The 18,654-nt window shown below is 73.7% G+C and carries 12 protein-coding genes; 7 read left to right on the top strand and 5 right to left on the bottom strand.

Annotated elements, in window-relative coordinates:
- Window positions 1-8: 8 nt before the first annotated feature.
- Together KIK09_RS23550 and KIK09_RS23545 are read left to right on the top strand one after the other, a co-directional pair.
- Window positions 9-1,178 carry an ROK family transcriptional regulator gene (locus KIK09_RS23550; protein ID WP_214321430.1) on the top strand — a complete coding sequence of 390 codons (1,170 nt, stop codon included), beginning with the start codon at window positions 9-11 and terminating at the stop codon, window positions 1,176-1,178.
- A gap of 214 nt (window positions 1,179-1,392) precedes the next feature.
- Window positions 1,393-3,219, top strand: a complete 1,827-nt coding sequence (locus tag KIK09_RS23545; protein ID WP_214321429.1) for a transketolase — start codon at window positions 1,393-1,395, stop codon at window positions 3,217-3,219.
- Window positions 3,220-3,221: 2 nt separating this feature from the next.
- On the opposite strand, the gene KIK09_RS23540 is transcribed toward KIK09_RS23545, so the two are convergent.
- Window positions 3,222-3,461, bottom strand: coding sequence for a hypothetical protein (locus tag KIK09_RS23540; protein WP_214321428.1), 240 nt, complete (start codon window positions 3,459-3,461; stop codon window positions 3,222-3,224).
- A 37-nt stretch (window positions 3,462-3,498) separates the two neighbouring features.
- Between KIK09_RS23540 and KIK09_RS23535 the strand changes: the two genes are divergently transcribed.
- The 4 genes from KIK09_RS23535 to KIK09_RS23520 all read left to right on the top strand — a co-directional run bounded on the left by KIK09_RS23535 (window position 3,499) and on the right by KIK09_RS23520 (window position 9,157).
- Window positions 3,499-3,990, top strand: a complete 492-nt coding sequence (locus KIK09_RS23535; protein WP_250573561.1) for a shikimate kinase — start codon at window positions 3,499-3,501, stop codon at window positions 3,988-3,990.
- A gap of 3 nt (window positions 3,991-3,993) precedes the next feature.
- Window positions 3,994-4,530, top strand: a complete 537-nt coding sequence (locus KIK09_RS23530; RefSeq protein ID WP_214321427.1) for a GNAT family N-acetyltransferase — start codon at window positions 3,994-3,996, stop codon at window positions 4,528-4,530.
- Between the two features lie 97 nt (window positions 4,531-4,627).
- On the top strand, window positions 4,628-7,699 hold the full coding sequence (locus tag KIK09_RS23525) for a serine/threonine-protein kinase (RefSeq protein ID WP_214321426.1): 3,072 nt from the start codon (window positions 4,628-4,630) through the stop codon (window positions 7,697-7,699).
- Window positions 7,700-7,744: 45 nt separating this feature from the next.
- Window positions 7,745-9,157: an AfsR/SARP family transcriptional regulator gene (locus KIK09_RS23520; RefSeq protein ID WP_214321425.1), complete on the top strand. Its 1,413-nt coding sequence runs from the start codon at window positions 7,745-7,747 to the stop codon at window positions 9,155-9,157.
- Here KIK09_RS23520 and KIK09_RS23515 read toward each other — a convergent pair.
- From KIK09_RS23515 to KIK09_RS23505, 3 genes are read right to left on the bottom strand one after another with little or no spacing between them, the layout of a single operon-like run.
- Window positions 9,100-11,916: an AfsR/SARP family transcriptional regulator gene (locus tag KIK09_RS23515; RefSeq protein WP_214321424.1), complete on the bottom strand. Its 2,817-nt coding sequence runs from the start codon at window positions 11,914-11,916 to the stop codon at window positions 9,100-9,102. The two genes, KIK09_RS23520 and KIK09_RS23515, sit on opposite strands and share 58 nt — an antisense overlap.
- Complete coding sequence (locus KIK09_RS23510) at window positions 11,916-13,733, bottom strand: CASTOR/POLLUX-related putative ion channel (protein ID WP_214321423.1); 1,818 nt, start codon at window positions 13,731-13,733, stop codon at window positions 11,916-11,918. Before KIK09_RS23510 ends, KIK09_RS23515 begins: the two co-directional genes overlap by 1 nt.
- A gap of 2 nt (window positions 13,734-13,735) precedes the next feature.
- Window positions 13,736-14,614, bottom strand: a complete 879-nt coding sequence (locus tag KIK09_RS23505) for a hypothetical protein (RefSeq protein ID WP_214321422.1) — start codon at window positions 14,612-14,614, stop codon at window positions 13,736-13,738.
- A 207-nt stretch (window positions 14,615-14,821) separates the two neighbouring features.
- On the opposite strand from KIK09_RS23505, the gene KIK09_RS23500 reads away from it, so the two are divergent.
- Entirely contained in the window at window positions 14,822-15,475 is a 654-nt protein-coding gene (locus KIK09_RS23500) for a hemerythrin domain-containing protein (protein ID WP_214321421.1), read from the top strand.
- Here KIK09_RS23500 and KIK09_RS23495 read toward each other — a convergent pair.
- Window positions 15,442-18,654, bottom strand: a complete 3,213-nt coding sequence (locus KIK09_RS23495; RefSeq protein WP_214321420.1) for an ATP-binding protein — start codon at window positions 18,652-18,654, stop codon at window positions 15,442-15,444. The genes KIK09_RS23500 and KIK09_RS23495 overlap by 34 nt on opposite strands.

Genomic DNA, 18,654 nt, shown 5'->3' with positions numbered 1-18,654 from the left:
AGGGGACGATGGCCAGGAAGACTGTGAAGGACGTGCGCCGCGGCAACAGCGCGATGCTGCTGCAGTCGCTGTTCTTCGGCGGCCCCGCCAGCCGCAACGACCTGTGCGCGGCGACCGGCCTGTCGCCCGCCACGGTCAGCACGATGACCGGCGACCTGCTCGGCGACGGCATCGTGGTCGAGGCCGGCCAGGTCGACTCCGACGGCGGGCGGCCGCGGGTCCTGCTGCGCGTCAACCCCTCCTACGGCTTCGCGATCGGCGTGGACGTGGGCGAGACGCAGGTCAGGGTGGAGCTGTTCGACCTGGAGATGAAGGAGCTGGCCCGCGCGCTTTACGCGCTCCGATCGGCCAGGCACGACCCCGAACTGGTGGCCAGGCACATCCTGACGGGCGTCGACCAGGTGATCGCCGACAGCGGGGTGTCACCGTCGCAGGTGCTCGGCGTGGGCGTGGGCGTGCCCGGCATCGTCGAGGCGGGGCCCGAGGCGCTGGTGCGGGCCGCGACGTTCGGGTGGGAGGCGGTGCCGCTCGGCACGATGCTGCGGGCGGGCACCCCGCTGCCGCTGCACGTGGACAACGGCGCCAAGACCATGGGCCAGGCCGAGCTCTGGTTCGGCTCGGGACGCGGGGCGGGCGACGCGATCATCGTGCTGATGGGATCGGGCGTCGGCGGCACGATCGTCATCGACGGCAAGATCTTCCGCGGGGCGAGCAGGGCGGCCGGCGAGATCGGCCACATCAAGATCGTCGGTGGCGGGCGGCCCTGCCGGTGCGGCGGCCACGGCTGCCTGGAGGCGTACGTGGGCGCCGAGGCCATCCTGGAGCGGGCGGGCATCAGCGCCGACTCGGCCGACGAGGAGGCCGCCCTGGCCGCCCTCGTGGCCACCGACTCCCCCGTGCTCGACGAGACGGCCGACCTGCTCGGGATCGGGCTGTCCAACCTGATCCACCTGTTCAACCCCTCGCGCATCGTCATCGGCGGCTGGGCGGGCCTCATGCTCGGGCCCCGCTACCTCGACCGGATCCGCGCCGCCACGGCATCCAGCACGCTCGCGCCGCCGTACGAGTCGACCGACATCACCCTCGGCCGCCTCGGCCCCGACGCCGTCGCCCTCGGCGCCGCCACCCTCGTCATCGAACGCCTCCTGAGCGAAGACCGCCTCTCCCTGCTCGCGTAGGTCCTTCCTGTACGGCGAGCCACCGCCACCGGCCGCCCGCCGTACTCCGGCTGAGGGCCCGCGACCGGCGCCTCCGGCGAGTCGGTGCCGCTTTCCGCCGCTACGGCGCCTGGTTGTCGGGGCACCGCGGTCCAAAGCAAGGGCCGAGGAAAGGAAGTCGGGCTTAAGGGCTGAGGAAAGGGTAGGCGGGCAGGGAGGGATAGAGGAGGTCAAGATGACAGAGCGGGACATCCAGTACCTGAGCCGGCTGGCCGACCAGCTGCGTGTGGATTCCGTGCGGTGCGCCGAGGCGGCGGGCTCCGGGCACCCCACCTCGTCCATGTCGGCCGCCGACCTGATGGCGGTGCTGTTCGCCAATCACCTGCGCTACGACTTCGACCGGCCCGACGACCCGGCCAACGATCACCTGATCTTCTCCAAGGGGCACGCGTCGCCGCTGCTGTACTCGCTGTACAAGGCCGCGGGCGCGATCACCGACGAGGAGCTGATGACGTTCAGGAAGCGCGGCTCCCGGCTGGAGGGGCATCCGACGCCGCGCCTGCCCTGGGTGGACGTGGCGACGGGATCGCTGGGGCAGGGGCTGCCGATCGGCGTGGGGGTGGCGCTGGCCGGGCGGCTCGAACGCATGCCGTACCGGGTCTGGGTGCTCTGCGGTGACAGCGAGCTGGCCGAGGGGTCGATCTGGGAGGCGGCCGAGGCCGCCGGCGCCGAGGGCCTGGCGCACCTGGTCGCGATCGTGGACGTGAACCGGCTGGGGCAGCGCGGCCCGACCAGGCACGGCTGGGACACCGGCGCCTACGCGCGCAGGTTCGGCGCGTTCGGCTGGCACACGATCGAGATCGACGGCCACGACCCCGGCCAGATCGACTACGCGCTGACCGACGCGGCGGGCACCAGGGGCAGGCCGACGGTCATCCTGGCCAAGACGCGCAAGGGCGCGGGCGCCTCGGAGGTGGAGAACCGCGAGGGCAAGCACGGCAAGCCGCTGAAGGAGCCGGGCAGGGCCGTCGAGGAGCTCGGCGGCGACCAGCACGAGACGGTGCGCGTCCAGAAGCCGGACGAGGGCAGGAAGCCGTACCGCTTCCCTGACGGGACGCTGCGGCTGCCCGAGTACAAGGTCGGCGACGAGGTGGCGACCAGGAACGCCTTCGGTGACGCGCTCAGGGCGCTGGGCGAGGCCAGGGGCGACGTGGTCGCGCTTGACGGCGAGGTGGCCGACTCGACCAAGCTGCAGGAGTTCGCCGAGGCCTTCCCCGAGCGCTTCGTGGAGTGCTACATCGCCGAGCAGCAACTGGTCGCGGCGGCCGTGGGCCTGCAGGTGTGCGGCTGGGTGCCCTACGCGGCGACGTTCGCGGCGTTCCTGACCAGGGCGCACGACTTCATCAGGATGGCCGCGGTGAGCGGGGCCGACATCAGGCTGGTCGGCTCGCACGCCGGCGTCGCGATCGGCGAGGACGGTCCGTCGCAGATGGCGCTGGAGGACCTGGCGATGCTGCGGGCCACCTACGGCAGCACGGTGCTCTACCCGTGCGACGCCAACCAGTGCGCGGCGCTGACCGCGGCGATGGCCGACATCCCGGGCATCGCCTACCTGCGGACCACGCGCGGGAACACGCCGGTCATCTACGAGGCCGGCGAGGAGTTCCCCGTGGGCGGCTCGCGGGTGCTGCGGCGCTCGGACAGGGACCGGGCCACCGTCGTGGCGGCCGGGGTGACCGTGCCCGAGGCGCTGGCCGCGGCCGACGAGCTGGCGGGCGAGGGAGTGCCGGTGGGCGTGATCGACCTGTACTCGGTCAAGCCGGTCGACGCGGCCACGCTGACCGAGGCGGCCACCACGACGGGCAACCTCATCACGGTGGAGGACCACTGGCCCGAGGGCGGGCTGGGGGACGCGGTTCTCGGCGCGGTCGCCGAACTCGGGCCGCGAGTGGTGAAGCTGGCGGTCGACCGGCTGCCCGGCTCGGCCACCCCGGCCGAGCAGCTGGCCGACGCCGGGATCGACAGGACAGCCATCGTCGCCGCCGTCCGGCGGCTGCTCTAGGTCTACAGCGGGGGCTCGCCGTATCGGCGTCGCTCTTCGTAGACCTCGAGCGGCTCCTCGACAATGGGGGTGGCCCGGCGGGCCATGCGGATGCGGTAGATACCGAAGGCCAGCCCCGCCAGGCCGCCGAGCATGAGGATGACGCCTACGACGTTGATGTCGACGCCGGCGAGGTCGAACTCGACCGCCCAGGTGAGGATGGCGCCGAGCATGATGAGGATGATGCTTCCGGCGATTGTCATCAGAACTCCCTCCTTAGCATCAGGAACCTCTATCCCTATGGCGAAAAACAAACCCATCGTGGTGATCGGGCTCATGGGCTCCGGCAAGACCACGGTCGGCCGGCTGGTCAGCAGGGCGCTCGGCCTGCCCTTCACCGACAGCGACCCGTATCTCCAGGCCAGGTACGGCGCGAGCGCGGCCGAGATGGCCGCGAGCGTGGGCGCCGACGTCCTGCACGAGCGGGAGGCCGCGCACGTCCTCGACGCGCTCGACGGCGAGCCGAAGGTGATCGCGGCGGCCGCGAGCACCGTGGAGGACCCGCGGGTCCGCGAGGCGCTGCACGACGCGTTCGTGGTCTGGCTCGACGCGCCCGACGGCGTGCTGGCCGAACGGATGAAGTCGGGCGCTCACCGGCCCGGCTTCACACCGGCCGCGATGCGCGCCAGGCGCGGCGCCTACCTGCGGGAAGTCGCCGACCTGGTACTCGACATGGCGGCGAGCACGCCGGAAATCGCTTGCCGCCGCATCACCGAGGCTGCTAACCAGTGACGCATGTTCGCGAACAAGCCCACGCTCGCCGGTGAGCGGGTCACCCTGTGTCCGGTCGGTCCCGAGCACGTCGCCGGGCTGGAGAAGCTGCTGTCCGATCCCGAGGTCGCCCGGCTGACCGGTTCGCAGGCCGCCTTCGAACCCGGCGTCGCCGAGCAGTGGTACGCCACCCGCGGTGACCACCCCGACCGGCTGGACCTGGCCGTCCTCGTGGACGGGGAGTACGTGGGCGAGGTCGTGCTCAACAAGCTCGACACCGACAACCTGTCGTGCAACCTGCGCGTCGCGCTCCTCAGCGACCGGGCGAGCAAGGGCTACGGCACCGAGGCGCTCCGCCTGGTCGTCGACCACGCCTTCCGCACCACGCCGCTGCATCGCATCAGCCTGGGCGTCTACGCCTTCAACCCGCGCGCCGTCCACGTCTACGAGAAAGTGGGCTTCACCAGGGAGGGCGTGCTCCGCGACGCGCTGCTGTGGGACGGCGAGTGGGCCGACGAGATCGTCATGGCCGTCCTGCGCACCGACTGGGCGCTGGCATAATGATCATGACGCACGGGTCCCTCGAGGCGCGCGAGGGACCTGTGACGTTATCGGGCGCAACCAATCAGCCGTTCGGAGCATCTAAGCATCAGTGACGATGCGCTTGGTGCCCGGCGACCCCGAGCGGCTTGGCGGCTACTGGCTGGCAGGTCGGCTCGGAGCGGGCGCTCAAGGGGTCGTCTACGACGCCTATGACGCCGACGGGCGGCGTTTCGCGCTGAAGGTGCTGCACGCCGGGATCGCCGGTGAAGTCCCCGAGTCCCTGTCCCAGCTGGCTCCCTGCTGCACGGTCCGGGTGGTGGAGGTACGGCTGGACGCGGCTCCGCCGTACGTGGTGAGCGAGTTCGTCAACGGCCCGCACCTGCGGCAGGCGGTCGAGCGGCACGGGCCCTACCGCGGCGAGCAGCTGCGGGCGCTGGCGACCGGGCTGGCGGGGGCGCTGGCCACGCTGCACGGGGCGGGCATCGCGCACCGCGACCTGAAGCCGGAGAGCGTGCTGCTGGCCGCCGACGGGCCCAAGGTCATCGACTTCGGCCTGGCCACGGCGGATCCCGCCGGCGGGACCAGGACGTATCTGGCGCCCGAGGTCTTCACCGGCCTGGCGGGCTCCACCTCCGCCGACGTGTTCGCCTGGGGCGCCGTCGTGCTGTACGCGGCGACCGGCGCCGACCCGTTCCGCGGCGAGAGCCTGGGCACGGTCATGCACCGCGTGCTGACCGTGGATCCCGACCTCGACGCGCTGGAGGAGCCGCTGCGCTCCCTGGTGGAGCGGGCACTGGCCAAGGACCCCGAGCAGCGGCCCGCCGCCGAGGAGCTGCTCGACGGGCTCGACATGAAGGAGGCGGCCGCGCTGGCCGCCACGCTCCGCCCGCCCGACGGCCTGGCGGGCCCTCCCCCGCTCGGCGCCGTCGCCGAGGACGTCTACGCCCGCCTCACCCCCGCCGAGCAGCGGGCCGTGCCCGACCTGCTGCTGGACAACCGCGGCGACGAGGCAACGCTGGCCCGCCTGCTCGAGGAGGGTCTGCTGGTACGGCACAGCCACCGCGTCGACCCGGTCGAGACCCCGCTCGGCAAGCTGGTGGCCACCCGCGCCGAGGCGGTGTCGCCGACCAGCGGCGCGCTGTTCCTGGCCTGGCCGCGGCTGCGGGCCTGGGCGGCCGACCGGCGCGCGGAGCGGGCCAGGCGCCGGGCCAGGATCCGCGGGCTGGCGCTGGCGGGTCTGGCGGCGGTGACGGCGATCGCGGTGTCCGTCACGGCGCTGGCCGTACACGGGCAGCGCGACCTGGAGCGGCAGCTCGCGCAGGCCAACGCGCGGGCCGTGGCGGCGCGGGCGGAGGCGATACGGTCCTCGGACCCGCAGGCGGCGATGCGGCTGAGCGTGGCGGCGTGGAAGCTGTCGCCGGTGTTCGAGGCGCGGGCCGCGGTGCAGCACTCGCTGGTCCAGCCCGAGCTGGGCGTCTTCTCCGATCCCGAGCCGGACGCGCGGGCCTCCTACCGGCTCAGCGGCGACACGCTGACGCGCTGGTCGGTGGGCAGCGTCACCACCTGGGACCTGGCGGCGGGCCGCAAACCGGCCACCCATTCGCTGCCCGCGGGCACCGCGGCCGTCAGCGACGACGGGCGGATCGCGGCCACCGCCGACGGGCGGCTCGTGGAGGTGTCCACCGGCCAGGGCGTCGGCGCGGGACGCCCGGCGGGCGAGCCGGCGCTGTACGCGGGCGGCAAGGTCCTGACGGTCTCCAGCGACGCGCGGACCAGGCTGTACGCCGCGGCGGACGCGCGCCCGCTGGTGGAGTCGACCGGCAGGCAGGTGGCCGTCTCCCCCGACGGCACCCGCGCCGCCCTGTCGGCGCTCGACGGCCACGTCGAAGTGTGGGACCTGCGCCGCGGCGCCAGGATCCGCACGATCCACGTCGAACCGGTCACCACCGAGGACTCAGGAGCCCCGATCGTGGCCTTCAGCCCTGACGGCGCGCGGATCGCGGTGATGGGCGGGCGCGGGATCACGCTGAGCGGCGAGGACGGCACGCAGACCATCCCCGACACCTCGAGCGAGGCCCCGCTGTTCAGCCCCGACGGGAGCCTGCTCGCCTTACCCGTGGACGGCACCGTCCACCTGTGGCGGCTGGCCGACAGGCACCTGCTCGGCACGTTCCCGCTGCGCGATCCCGAGCGCGGCTACGCCTTCTCCGGCGACGGGCGGAGCCTGCGCTACCTGAGCGGCCACGGCTCCGTGGTCACGCTCGACCTGTCCGGGTTCCACGTCGCCACCGCCGTGGAGGCCTACTCCAGCACCGAGGCCGCGCTGAGCGACGACGGGCGGGTCGCCGCGACCGAGGTCGACGGGGCGATCACGCTGGTGGACGCGGCGGGGCGCAAGCCGCTCGGGCAGATCCAGGCCGCGGGCGAGCTGGCCTTCGACGCCGCAGGCAAGCGCCTGGCGGTCTCCGGAGACCCGGTCACGGTGTGGGAGGTGTCCACCGGCAAGCGGCTGGCCACCATCGAGGCCGGGGGCGACGTGCTGTCCGTGGCGCTGTCCCGCGACGGCACGAAGCTGGCCACCTCCCGCGGCAGGACCCTGGAGACCTGGGACGTCGGCAAGCAGCGCCGCATCAGGGCCTACGAGGGGCCGGGCGACCTGGCGATGGCCTTCAGCCCCGACGACCGCACCCTCGCGGTCGGCTCCATGCTGCTCGACCTGAACGGCGGTGGGCTCACCCCGCTCGGGCAGCGCCCGCCGAGCGCGCTGGCCTTCTCCCCCGACGGCGGCACCCTGGCCTACGGGCTGAGCGACGGCCTGGTCACCCTCTACGACGTGACCGCGCGCGCGGAGCGGGGCTCGTTCCGCCCGGGTTCGGCCCCCGTGGCGGAGCTGCGCTTCTCACCCGACGGCCAGACGCTCGCGGTGGACGGCGAGCGGATCGGCCTGTGGGACACGGCCTCGATGCGCGAGGTCGGCCAGGCCAGGATGGACGGGCACGCCGTCGGGCTCGCCTTCAGCCAGGACGGCAAGCGCCTGCGCGGCGTGCAGAGCGATGGCACGATCAACGAGAGCCCGGTCGATCCCGCGCTGGCGGCGGCCGAGGTGTGCGTGCGGGCCGGCGGGCCGCTCAGCCAGAGCGAGTGGCAGCGCCTGATCCCCGAGAGTCCCTACCTGCCCACCTGCTGATCGTTTTCCAATCCTTCTGCGAACGCCGTCCAGACACTGGGACGCATGCTTCGATTCTCCCTCCTCGGCCCTGCCAGAGGATGGCGCGGCGAGTCGGAGCTCGATCTCGGCTCGCCGCAGCAGCGCATCGTGCTGGCCGCGCTGCTGCTGGCGGAGGGCCGTCCCGTGGGCCTGCCGCAGCTGATCGACGCCCTGTGGGGCGACGAACCGCCCGCCACCGCCGCGGGCACCGTGCGCACCTACGTCTCGCGGCTGCGTTCCGTGCTGGGCGCCGACGCGATGCCCTCGGCGCCCGCCGGCTACGCCGTGCGCGGCGAGCTCGACGCCGCCGAGTTCGCCCGCCTCGTCGCCGGCGCCGAGCGGGCCGACCCGCGGACCGCCGCCGACCTGCTCGCCCGCGCGCTCGCGCTGTGGCAGGGCGAGCCCCTGTCCGGCCTGCCGGGCTCCTTCGCCCAGGCCCACCGGGTACGGCTGGCGGAGCTGCGCTTCGCCGCGCTGGAGCGGCGCATCGGGATCGACCTGGACCGCGGGCGGCACAGGGAGACGGTGGCGGAGCTGACGGAGCTGTGCGCGGAGCACCCGCTGCGCGAACGGCCGCGCGCGCTGCTGATGCGGGCGCTGTCGCTGTGCGGCAGGCAGAGCGAGGCCCTCGCGGTGTACGGCGAGGCCAGGCGGCTGCTGGCCGACGAGCTCGGCATCGATCCCGGCAGGGAACTGGCCGAGGCATACTCCGGGATCCTGCGCGCCGGGCCGCCCGCCTTCGCCAGGACCCGCGCGGTGCCCCGCCAACTGCCCGCCGACATCGCCGACTTCACCGGCCGGGTGCGGGAGGTGGCCGAGGTGGCGGCGGCGCTCCAGCCCGGGCGGACCGTGGTCGTGGGCGGGGCGACGGGGACCGGCAAGAGCACGCTGGCCGTGCACGTGGCGCACGCCGTCGCCGGGCGGTTCCCCGGCGGGCAGCTGTACGCCGACGTCGGGGACGCGCTGCCCTTCGACGTGCTCGGGTGCTTCCTGCGGGCGCTCGGTTCGCGGACGCCGCCGGGGACGCTGGAGGGCCGGGTGGCGGCCTACCGGGAGTGCCTGGCGCGGGCCCGGGTGCTGGTGGTGCTCGACGGGGCGGCGGCCGGGGAGCTGCTGCCCGGGTCAGGCGGGCAGGGGGCAGCGCTGGTGGCGGGGCGTGCCCGGGTGGGGGTGCCTGCCGTACGGGTGGAGTTGGGGGCGTTGCCGGCGCAGGAGGCGTTCGCGCTGTTCGCCAAGGTCGCCGGCGAGCGGCGCGTGAACGAGGATCCCGAGGCGGTGGCGGCGGTCGTGGCCGCGTGCGGCTGCCTGCCCAGGGCGGTCAGGGCGGCGGCGGCCAGGCTGGCGGCCAGGCCGGCGTGGACGATCCGGCACCTGCTGGCTCAGGTGGAGACGGAGGCCAGCAGGTCGCGGACGTCCTCGGCCTCGGGCAGGCCGTAGCGCTCGAAGATCTCCAGCGCCTCCGTGAGGCAGGCGGAGGCCCTGCCCGGCTGGCCCAGCTCGTGCAGCGACCGGCCGAGCACGGTCAGCGCCATGCCCTGGCCCCACTCGTCGGCCGCCTCGGTCAGCACCGCCAGCGCGTCCTCCGCGCAGTCGAGCGAGCGCTGCGGCCGCCCGGCGGCCAGGTAGGCCTCGGCCATCCTGAACAGCGTGGCGCCTTCCCAGGTGCGCTGCTTGGTCCGCCGGTAGTCGGCCAGCGCGCCGTCGAGCGTGGGGATCGCCTCGTCCGGCCGTCCTGCCTCGCCGAGAACGATGCCCAGCTGGTAGGCGGCGTCGGGGCTGCGCCTGCCCTCGACCTGGAAGGAGACGGCGTCCGCCTCCTGGGCGGTGGCGATCGCCTCCTCCGCCCTGCCGAGCCGGACCAGGGAACGGGACATGTTGCCCAGTCCGGTGGCCAGGTCGGCCCCGGCGTCGAGCGACCGCCACACCTCGATGGCCTGGGCGAACCACTCCAGCGCCTCCTCGTGGCGACGGCCCGACTGGGCGCAGAGCGCGAGCAGGTTCAGCGCGTCGGCGTAGCCGACGAGGTCGGCCGCGGCCAGGCTGAGGTCCCTGGCGGCCAGGCCGTCCTCGGTGGCGCCCTCGAGCACGCTGCGGCCGACGCGGATCTGGCCGCGCAGCACGCGCGTGCGCGCCTCGAGCCCGGGCTCGCGCCGGGCCGCCGCGTCCACGAGCAGGTCGCCGAGCCGCTCGTAGCGGGACGGGTCGCTCTCGACGCCGAGCACGTCGCTGGCCAGGTCGAACAGGTCCACCGCCTGGCGCAGCGGCGTGCCGGGCGTGTCGGCGGCCTGCGCCAGGCAGCCGAGGATGCCCTGCTCCTCGTCGTGGGCCCACTCCACGGCCTCGTCCTCGCCGGCGAACGACAGGCCTGCCGCGCTGGTCGCGATCCTGTCGGCGCGCGGGTCGCCCACGAACACCAGGCGGAAGGCGGTGGCGGTGCCGGCCAGGTAGAAGTCGAGGAGCCTGGCCAGGGCGGGGACCTGCTCGTCCGGGCGGTCCAGGCGGGAGCGGGCGTAGATCTTGAGCAGGTCGTGGTAGCGGTAGCGGCCGGGCGAGGGTGACTCCAGCATGCTGGCGTCGACGAGCGCCTCGCACACCTCCTCCGCCTCCGCCTCGGACAGGTCGAGCAGCGCGGCCGCGGCGGTGAGCGACAGCAGGGGCGCGTCCGGCACCGACAGCAGCCGGAAGGCGCGGGCGTGGTCGCGGTCGAGCTGGTCGTAGCCCAGCGCGAAGGTGGCCTCGATGGCCAGGTCGCCCGCGCGCAGCTCGGCCAGCCTGCGCCGCTCGTCGGCGAGCCTGTCGCGCATCAGCGCGATGCTCCAGCCGGGACGGGCGGCCAGCCGCGCGGCGGCGATCCTGATGGCCAGCGGCAGGAACCCGCAGGCGGCGACCAGGTCCATGGCCGCGCCCCGCTCTGCCTGGACGCGTTCCTCCCCCACGATCCTGGAGAACAGCCGCAGCGCCTCGACGGGGCCCATCACCTCCAGGTCCACCTGGCGTGCCCCGGTCAGCCCGATGAGCCGGTTCCTGCTGGTGACCAGGACGGCGCAGCACGCAGACCCGGGCAGCAGCGGCCGCAGCTGCCCCACCCCGGCGGCGTTGTCGAGCACCACGAGCACCCGCCGCTCGGCCAGCACCGACCGGTAGAGCGCGGCGCGTTCCGCCTGCTCCTCGGGGGCCTCCTCGACGCCGAGCGCGCGCAGGAACGAGGCGAGCACCGTGCCGGGGTCGGCGGGCTGCGGTCCCGACCCGCGCAGGTCGACGAAGAGCTGCCCGTCGGGGAAGTCGGGCACGAGCCGGTGCGCGACGTGCACGGCCAGCGTGGTCTTGCCCACCCCGCCGACGCCCGCCATCGCGGAGATGACCAGCGCCGAGGACTCCCCTGAGCGCAGCGCGGCGGTCATCTCGCCGATCTCGCGTTCCCTGCCGGTGAAGTCGGCCACGTCGGCGGGCAGCTGCCTGGGCACGTGGGTCACCTTGGCGGCGGCCGGCAGCTTGGCGCCCAAGGTCGGGTCCGCGCTGATGATCCGCTGGTAGAGCTCGGCCAGCTCGGGCGAGGGGTCCACGCCCAGTTCGTCGGCCAGCAGCCGCCTGGTGTCGGTGTAGACGCCGATCGCCTCGGCCTGCCGTCCCGACCGGTAGAGCGCGAGCATGAGCAGGCCGCGCAGCCGCTCCCTGGTGGGGTGCTCGGAGCAGAGGGCGCTCAGCTCGGAGACGACCTCGACGTGCCTGCCCTCCTCGACGTCGGCCTCCAGCCTGCGCTCGAGCAGGGCGGCCCGCCGCTCGGCCAGGCGGGCGCGCTGCGCCTGGACGTAGAGGCTGTCCACGCCTGCCAGGGGTTCGCCGCGCCACAGCTCCAGCGCCTCGGCGTGCCTGTCCTCGGCGCACAGCCGCTCCATCAGCGCCAGGTCAGACTCGCCCGCGGCCAGCGCGTAGCCGTCGCCCACCGACAGCAGCGCGGACCCGCCGAGCACCCCGCGCAGCCTGGAGACGTAGGTGCGCAGCGTGCTGAGGGCGGTGCGCGGCTGGGCCTCGCCCCAGACGGCGTCGATCAGCTGGTCCTGGCCGACGGTCCTGCCCCCGGCCAGGACGAGCGCCGCCAGCACCAGGCGCTGCTGCGGCGAGCCCAGCTCGAGCTCCTGCTCGCCGCGCCAGGCGCGGATCGGGCCGAGCAGCGAGAACCTCAGATCGTCTGTCATCAGCTCTCCGCGAGGACGATGACCTTGTCGCCGGGCCCGAAGGTCAGGTCGGCCGACTTGTCGGGGTTGAGGTGGACGCCGTACTCGGGCGGCGTGCCGGACTGCGCGGCCTGCCGGAAGCCGATCGCGGTCTCGCCACGCCGCCTGGCCGCCTCGACCACGGTGGCGAACGTGGCGGTGGCGCCGGGGATCAGGTAGTTCTCGGCGGGCTTGAGGTAGATCTCGGAGCCGTGGGGCGAGAACAGCGTCTCGAAGACCTGGCCCAGGAAGCGGTTCTCGGCCAGCTGGGTGAGCAGCAGGCTGACGAGCTTGCCGCCGACCACGAAGTCGTCGGCCTGGGCGATCTGGGCGAGCCTGCGGTTGCGCTCGTCGTTCATCTCGCTGACGATCGCGCAGCCGGTATTCATGTCGCGCAGGTGCAGCAGGGTCACGATCGTGCGGGCGTCGGCCTTCTGCGGCTCGTAGCCGTCGTCGGACAGCACGATCGCGTGGTCGTAGCCGCCGATGCCGAGCGACTCCAGCGCGGTCCTGCTGGTGGTGTCGATCTCCTTGGCCGACACGAGCACGCCCGGCGGGAGCGGCACGTCCTGCGCCTCCGGTCCCGCCAGATGGATCTCCGAGCCGGGCAGCAGGTAGTTGCCCAGGTCGCGCAGGATCCGGGGCCTGCGCGAGTTGTCGCCGAGCACCAGCGTCCTGGTCGGCACCGCGGGCCGGTCCACGGCCTGGCTGATGGCCTCGGGCAGGACCCGGGGAGGGGTGGCGGCCAGGCGGATCGCCGAGTCGTCGGGGGCGATGAGCAGGAGCTGGTCGCCGACCTCGATCACGGTGGAGCTTGGCGGGTTGACCACCACACGGCCGTCGTTGAGCCGCAGCCCGATGGGGGCCGCGCTGTCGTAGGCGAACAGCACCTCGCCGTACATGCGGCCGGTGAGGGCGGGCTCGGATTGCATGTAGATCTCGTCGCCGTCGAAGTCGAGCAGGTCGCTGTAGACGGCCGACAGCCCCACCTGGCGGCACGACTGGACCACCAGCCTTGCGGCCACGTCCTGGGAGTCGACGACCTCCACGTTCAGCCCGCCGGCCAGGCGCGCCGCGGCCAGGTTGTCGCTGTCGCTGACCGCCGCCACGACCGGCGGCGGCCCCTTGGGCCAGTCACGGTTGCCGAGCGCCAGCAGCGTCTTGACCAGCTCGGCGTCGTCGGTGGGCAGCACCAGCACCGCGTGCGCGTCGCCCGGGCTGACCAGGTCGAGCGCGGACGGCTCCGAGGGGTCCCCCGAGCGGCACACGACCCGGGTCTTGCCGGTGTCGCCCAGCCTGCCGCGCAGGTCCTCCTCCATCTCGAGCTTGTCCCTGTCGGCCAGGATCGCGATCACCGGGCGTGCCTCGCTCTCCTTGGCCTTGACCAGCTCGGAGACGATCGCGAAGACCTCCTCCGACCAGCCGAGCACGACCGTGTGCCCCCGCTCGACCACCCTGGACCTGCCCTTGCGCAGGCTGTCGAGCTTGGCCTCCACGCCCGCGGTCAGCACGCCGACCAGGGTGCTGACGATGAAGATGCCGCCGATCGTGACGACCAGCATCATGAAGATGAAGAACGGCCTGCCCTCGTCTCCGCCCATGGTGCCGGGATCGAGCGTGCGCAGGAGGCTCATCCAGGCGACCTTGTACCAGGGGCCGTTGCCGCCGGCGAAGGGCGCGGCCAGCGCGGTGACGATCACGACGAGGATCGCCGAGGCCACCGCCAGCCAGCCGATGAGGGCGGGCGTGCCCTTCGACATGGTGTTGTCGAACCAGTACCTCAGTCGCTCCCTGGACATGGCTACTGCCCCTCCTCCGTGGCGTAGCCGCACGGCTCGACCTTGTCCTTGCCGCCGTTGCTGAAGTCGGGGTCGAGCTCGATCTGCCCGAGCAGGGTGGCCTCGACGGGCCGCCGGACGGTCTCCTGGGTGCCGCAGTTGTACAGGACGTAGGCGCCCTCCATCTCGCCCAGGACCAGCGCCCTGTCGTCGTCCTTGAGCACGGGCTTGTTGTCGCCGTCGTGGACGGTGGCCCACTGGTTCTTGAAGCCCACGATCTTGAGGAACTCGTTGCCGTTGCCGTTGACGTAGATGTCGTGGGCTCCTTGCACCATCATGATGTTGAGGAAGAAGCCCAGTCCCATGCCAACGAGCACGCCGGTCAGCACCTTGGTGCCGGCGCGGCCCGTCGAGGTGCGCCGCATCATCCGGTAGGGGATGAACAGGCCGAAGAGGGCCACGATCGCGGCCAGGAGCAGCGCCGTGTTCGCGTCCAGGTCCGGGGCGCCGTTGACCACGAAGTACGCCCAGTAGCCCGCCGCCGACAGCAGGGCCGCGAAGGTGGCCGCGACCCAGGGGAGCTCCCTGAGCGTGTTGATCATCCGCCCGGCCGCGCCGCGGGTCACCTTGTTGATCAGCCAGCCGACCCCGACGACGAACCCGACGCAGGGCAGCAGCCACAGGAAGACCTGGACCAGGGTGCTCAGCAGCCGGGCGAAGACCGTGGCCTGCTCCAGGCCTGCCTGCTCGGGCGTGATGCCGAAGACCTCGTACACGTCCTGGTAGCCGATGTAGAGCATCGCGTACAGGCCCACCGCGAGCGGCACCGCGAACGAGCTCACCTTCTCGACGAGCTCGAGGACGCGGCCGCGCTCCGACCCCTTCGGCTCCTCGGGCTCCATCGGCGGAGGCGGAGGGGTTTGGGCGGGCGGCATCGGGGGGACATAAGCCTGTTCTGGCGAAAAAGGCTGATAACTCATGAGAAGAGAGGATGGAGTGGGCATGTCGATGCCTGGTTGACGGGAGATAAACGTGCTCGTCCATCGGGCGTCTAACCCCGACAAGTCGGCGACCAGAGGGTGGAAAGAGGCGCCGCTCATGCTGGCGGCATGAGCACCGTACAGATCCCCGCAGTCGCTCCCCGCCGCACCGGCGAGCCGGAGCCCGACCTCACCTCGATGTACGTCATCCACCGGGCGATGCTCGGCGACCTGCGGCGGCTCACCGAGCTGCTGTCGGGTGCGGCGGTCGGCCACGAGCGGCAGGCGGCGCTGCGCAGGTACACGGCCTCGATGCTGGTGGAGATCGACCACCATCACATCAACGAGGACGAGCTGCTGTGGCCGCTCATCGAGCGTACGGCAGGCCAGGCGGTCGACCTGAGCCCGTTCACCGACGACCACGAACTGCTGGCGCCCGCGCTCGAGGCCTGCCGCCGGGCGTTGCACGGCGACCAGAAGGAGCTCGGCGGGTTGCTGGCGAGCCTGCTCGAGCTGCTGGAGGAGCACATCGCCGAGGAGGAGCGGGACCTGTTCCCGATCGTCCACCGCTTCGTTCCGTACGCGGCCTACGCCTGGGTCGAGAAGCAGGTGGCCAAGCGCGCCACGCTGCCGGAGCTGGCGTTCACCGCGCCATGGCTCGACCGCTACGCCACCCGGGAGGAGATCGAGCGGCTGCTGGCCGGGGCCGGCTGGCCGTTCCGGGTGCTCCTGGCGGCGACCAGGGGTGGTTACGCGCGGCGCGAGCGGCTGGTGTTCGGCTGAGCGAGCCGCCGCCGCGCCGCCTCCGCCCACGGCTCGACGCCCGCCCGCTCGGCGATGTCCAGCGCCTGCCTGTAGTGGTCGCCCGCCGGGAGGCCCAGGTGGGCGGCCAGGTCGCCGAGGACCTGGGCGGTGGGCCAGACGGCCAGGTAACCGGTGCCGCCGATCGGCTGGGCCGAGTACGGCAGCAGGTCGTGGTAGGCGGCTTCGGCCCTGGCCCGGTCGCCGACGGCGATCCCGAGCAGGCCGCGCACGGCGGTGAGCACGTGCCAGAAGTAGTCGCGCCTGACCGGCTCGGGATCGGCGGCGATCCACGCCCGCGCCTCGTCCGCCCTGCCGGCGTGGCACAGCGCCAGCGCGTACAGCTCGGACAGCTGCTCGCGCCAGCGCTCGTAGCCGGCCAGCTGCTCCAGCTCGGGCACCATCGAGCCCACGTCCCCGCGCATCAGGCGGATGCCGTACAGGGCCAGGGCGAGCAGGCCGCGCTCGTGCTCCCACATGCCCAGCCGTCTGGCCCGCTCGGCCGCCTCCCGCAGCCCGCGCTCGGCCGCGGCGTCGTCGCCGTCGAGCGCGGCGCGCAGCCCCTCGTAGAAGCCGACGACGGCCACGGGCAGCGCCAGGTCGTACCGTTCGGCCAGTTGCCTGGCCCTGGCGGCGTGCGCGTCGGCCGCGGCGAAGTCGGCCCGGCCGGTGGCCGCCTGCATGAGCATGAGCCGCGACAGCACCTCCACGGTGACGTCCGACTCGGACAGTCCCAGCAGCTCCGTCCCGATCTCCTCGCGCTCGGCCAGCCCGTCGTAGCGGAAGGTCTGGTGGAAGCGGCCGTTGAGCGCGAGCACGAGCAGGTCCCCGTCGCCCAGGCGGCGGGCCATCGCCACGGCCTCGCGGGAGGCCTGGTAGCCGCGCTCGGTCACCTCCCCTTCCAGCTCGAAGCCGAGCGTGGTCAGCAGCCCGCAGCGGGCCCTGCTGTCGGACCCGGGCAGCGCGGCCAGCCCGGTCTCCACGGCGGCCAGCAGGTCGGTGTCGGGCCTGCCGTACTCCCTGCTGCTCCAGAACGTGGGCACCTCGAAGGAGACGATCACCCGGGACAGCAGCTCGGGGTCGCCGAGCGGCAGCGCCTGGCGCACCGCGCGCTCCCTGTGCGTGCGCGCCTCCACCAGGCGCCCGGCGTTGGCCAGCGCGGCCACCATGGACAGCGTGAGCTCGAGCCGCTCGCGCGGGTCGCCGTCGAAGCGGTCGAGCGCCGCCCGCCAGAGCGCGGCGGCCTCGTCGTGGGCGAAGCGGGACTCCGCCTGCCGGGCGGCGAGCCCGCAGTAGTGCACGGCCTTGGCCGGCTGGTCGCCCGCGGCCAGGTGGTGGTGGGCGAGCGCGGCCACGTCGGCGGGCCGGTGCTCTTCGATGGCCCTGGCCGCCCTGGCGTGCAGCCGGGCGCGGCGGATGCGGGACAGGTCGTCGTAGAGCGTGTCGCGGATCAGCACGTGCGCGAAGCGCAGCCTGCCCGGCACGGGCTCGGTGAGCAGCCCGGTGACCAGGCCTGACTCGATGGCCTCCAGCACGGTCTCCTCGTCGGCGCCGCTGACCGAGGTCAGCACGTCCACGTCGCTCTCGCGGCCGATCACCGCGCTCTGGCGCAGGATCGTCTGGGCGGTCGCGGGCAGCCTGGCCACCCTGCGCCGCAGCACGTCGCGCACCCCGTCGGGGATCGCGCCGATGCCCTCGGCGTCGAGCAGCCGGGCGATCTCCTTGACGAAGAACGGGTTGCCGCCGGTCCGCTCGGCGATCTCGGCCACGGTCGGCTCGGGGGCGGGACGGCCCGCCGTGAGGCTGATCAGCTCGCCCACCTCGGCCCTGGACAGCCCGTCCAGGCTCAGCCGGAGCGGCTCGTGGGCGGCTATCGCGGCCAGCGCCTCGGCCAGCCGCTCGTTCGGCTCGGTGTGCCGGTAGGCGGCCACGACCAGCGGGCCCGGCGCCTCGGCGATCACGTGGGTGAGGATGGCCAGCGTCTCCGCGTCGGCCCTGTGCAGGTCGTCGAGGACGAGCAGCAGCGGCTGCCTGGCCGCGACCTCGGCCACGAACGCGGCCACGGCCCGGTGCAGCCGGAACCTGTCACCTCCGGTGGCCGTGTCGAGCAGCAGCGGCGCGAGCGCGTCCGGGTCAGCGGGCGGGAAGCGCGCCGCCAGCTCGCGCAGCAGCTCCGCCCACGCCCATCCGGCCGGCGCCCCCTCGTACTCGGGGCAGCGTCCCCAGCCGGCCGCCCGGCCCTGCTCGCCGAGCCGGGCGCGCACCTGCTCCAGCAGCGCGGTCTTGCCCGCCCCCGGCTCCCCCGCGACCAGCACCACGCCGCCGCCCTTGGCCAGCACCGACTCCAGCTCGTCCCGCCGCCCCACGTACGGCGACGCGGCGGCCACCACCCGCGCGGGCGGCGCCGCGGGCGGCGCGACCTCGCTGAGATGGGCGGCCTGAGCGAGGATGTCCTCCTCCAGCCTGCGCAGCTCGGGCCCGGGATCCACGCCCAGCTCCTCGGCCAGGTGCGCCCGCGCCCGCCGGATCGCGCCCAGCGCCTCGCCCTGCCGTCCCGCCCGGTACAGCGCCCTGGCCAGCAGCGCCCACGCGCCCTCGCGTAACGGATGCTCGCCGACCAGCCGCTCCAGATCCGGTACGGCCACCGCCGCCCCACCGTGGCCGATCACCACCGCGGCGTGCCGCTCCATCGTCGAGAGCCGCAGCTCCTCCAGCCGCCCTGCCTCGGCGTCGGCCCAGTGGAACCCGGCGAACTCCTGGTAGGCGGGCCCGTGCCAGAGCGCGAGCGCCTCGGCCAGCCGTTCGGGCCCGGCGGCGGGGTCGCGCACCAGGCTCTCGAACCGCCAGGCGTCCACCGCCTCGGCCCGCAGGTCGAGCGCGTATCCCGGCGGCCGGGTGACCAGCACCTCGGCGGGCGAGCGCGGCGACCTGCCGGGCTCGAGCGCCCTGCGCAGGTTGGAGACGTACGACTGGACCGCGGCCAGCGCCTTGGGCGGCACCTCGTCGGCGTACAGGTCGTCGATGAGCCGGTCGACGGGCACCACCTGGCCTCCGGCGGCCAACAGCCGGCCCAGCACCGAGCGCTGCCTGGGCCTGCCGAGCACGACGGGCTCGCCGTCGAGATGAGCGGCGAGCGGTCCGAGCACCCGGAAGGTCAGCAC

Source organism: Nonomuraea sediminis, from assembly GCF_018531495.1.
Taxonomy (GTDB): Bacteria; Actinomycetota; Actinomycetes; order Streptosporangiales; family Streptosporangiaceae; genus Nonomuraea; species Nonomuraea sediminis.
This window is presented reverse-complemented; position numbering and strand designations above follow the sequence as displayed.

Excerpts from the sequence above, each read along its gene's own strand:
- KIK09_RS23510 (WP_214321423.1), bottom strand. The coding sequence starts at position 13,733 with ATGTCCAGGGAGCGACTGAGGTACTGGTTCGACAACACCATGTCGAAG.
- KIK09_RS23550 (WP_214321430.1), top strand. The coding sequence starts at position 9 with ATGGCCAGGAAGACTGTGAAGGACGTGCGCCGCGGCAACAGCGCGATG.
- KIK09_RS23500 (WP_214321421.1), top strand. The coding sequence starts at position 14,822 with ATGAGCACCGTACAGATCCCCGCAGTCGCTCCCCGCCGCACCGGCGAG.
- KIK09_RS23505 (WP_214321422.1), bottom strand. The coding sequence starts at position 14,614 with ATGGAGCCCGAGGAGCCGAAGGGGTCGGAGCGCGGCCGCGTCCTCGAG.
- KIK09_RS23545 (WP_214321429.1), top strand. The coding sequence starts at position 1,393 with ATGACAGAGCGGGACATCCAGTACCTGAGCCGGCTGGCCGACCAGCTG.
- KIK09_RS23530 (WP_214321427.1), top strand. The coding sequence starts at position 3,994 with ATGTTCGCGAACAAGCCCACGCTCGCCGGTGAGCGGGTCACCCTGTGT.
- KIK09_RS23540 (WP_214321428.1), bottom strand. The coding sequence starts at position 3,461 with ATGACAATCGCCGGAAGCATCATCCTCATCATGCTCGGCGCCATCCTC.
- KIK09_RS23525 (WP_214321426.1), top strand. The coding sequence starts at position 4,628 with ATGCGCTTGGTGCCCGGCGACCCCGAGCGGCTTGGCGGCTACTGGCTG.
- KIK09_RS23515 (WP_214321424.1), bottom strand. The coding sequence starts at position 11,916 with ATGACAGACGATCTGAGGTTCTCGCTGCTCGGCCCGATCCGCGCCTGG.
- KIK09_RS23535 (WP_250573561.1), top strand. The coding sequence starts at position 3,499 with ATGGCGAAAAACAAACCCATCGTGGTGATCGGGCTCATGGGCTCCGGC.
- KIK09_RS23520 (WP_214321425.1), top strand. The coding sequence starts at position 7,745 with ATGCTTCGATTCTCCCTCCTCGGCCCTGCCAGAGGATGGCGCGGCGAG.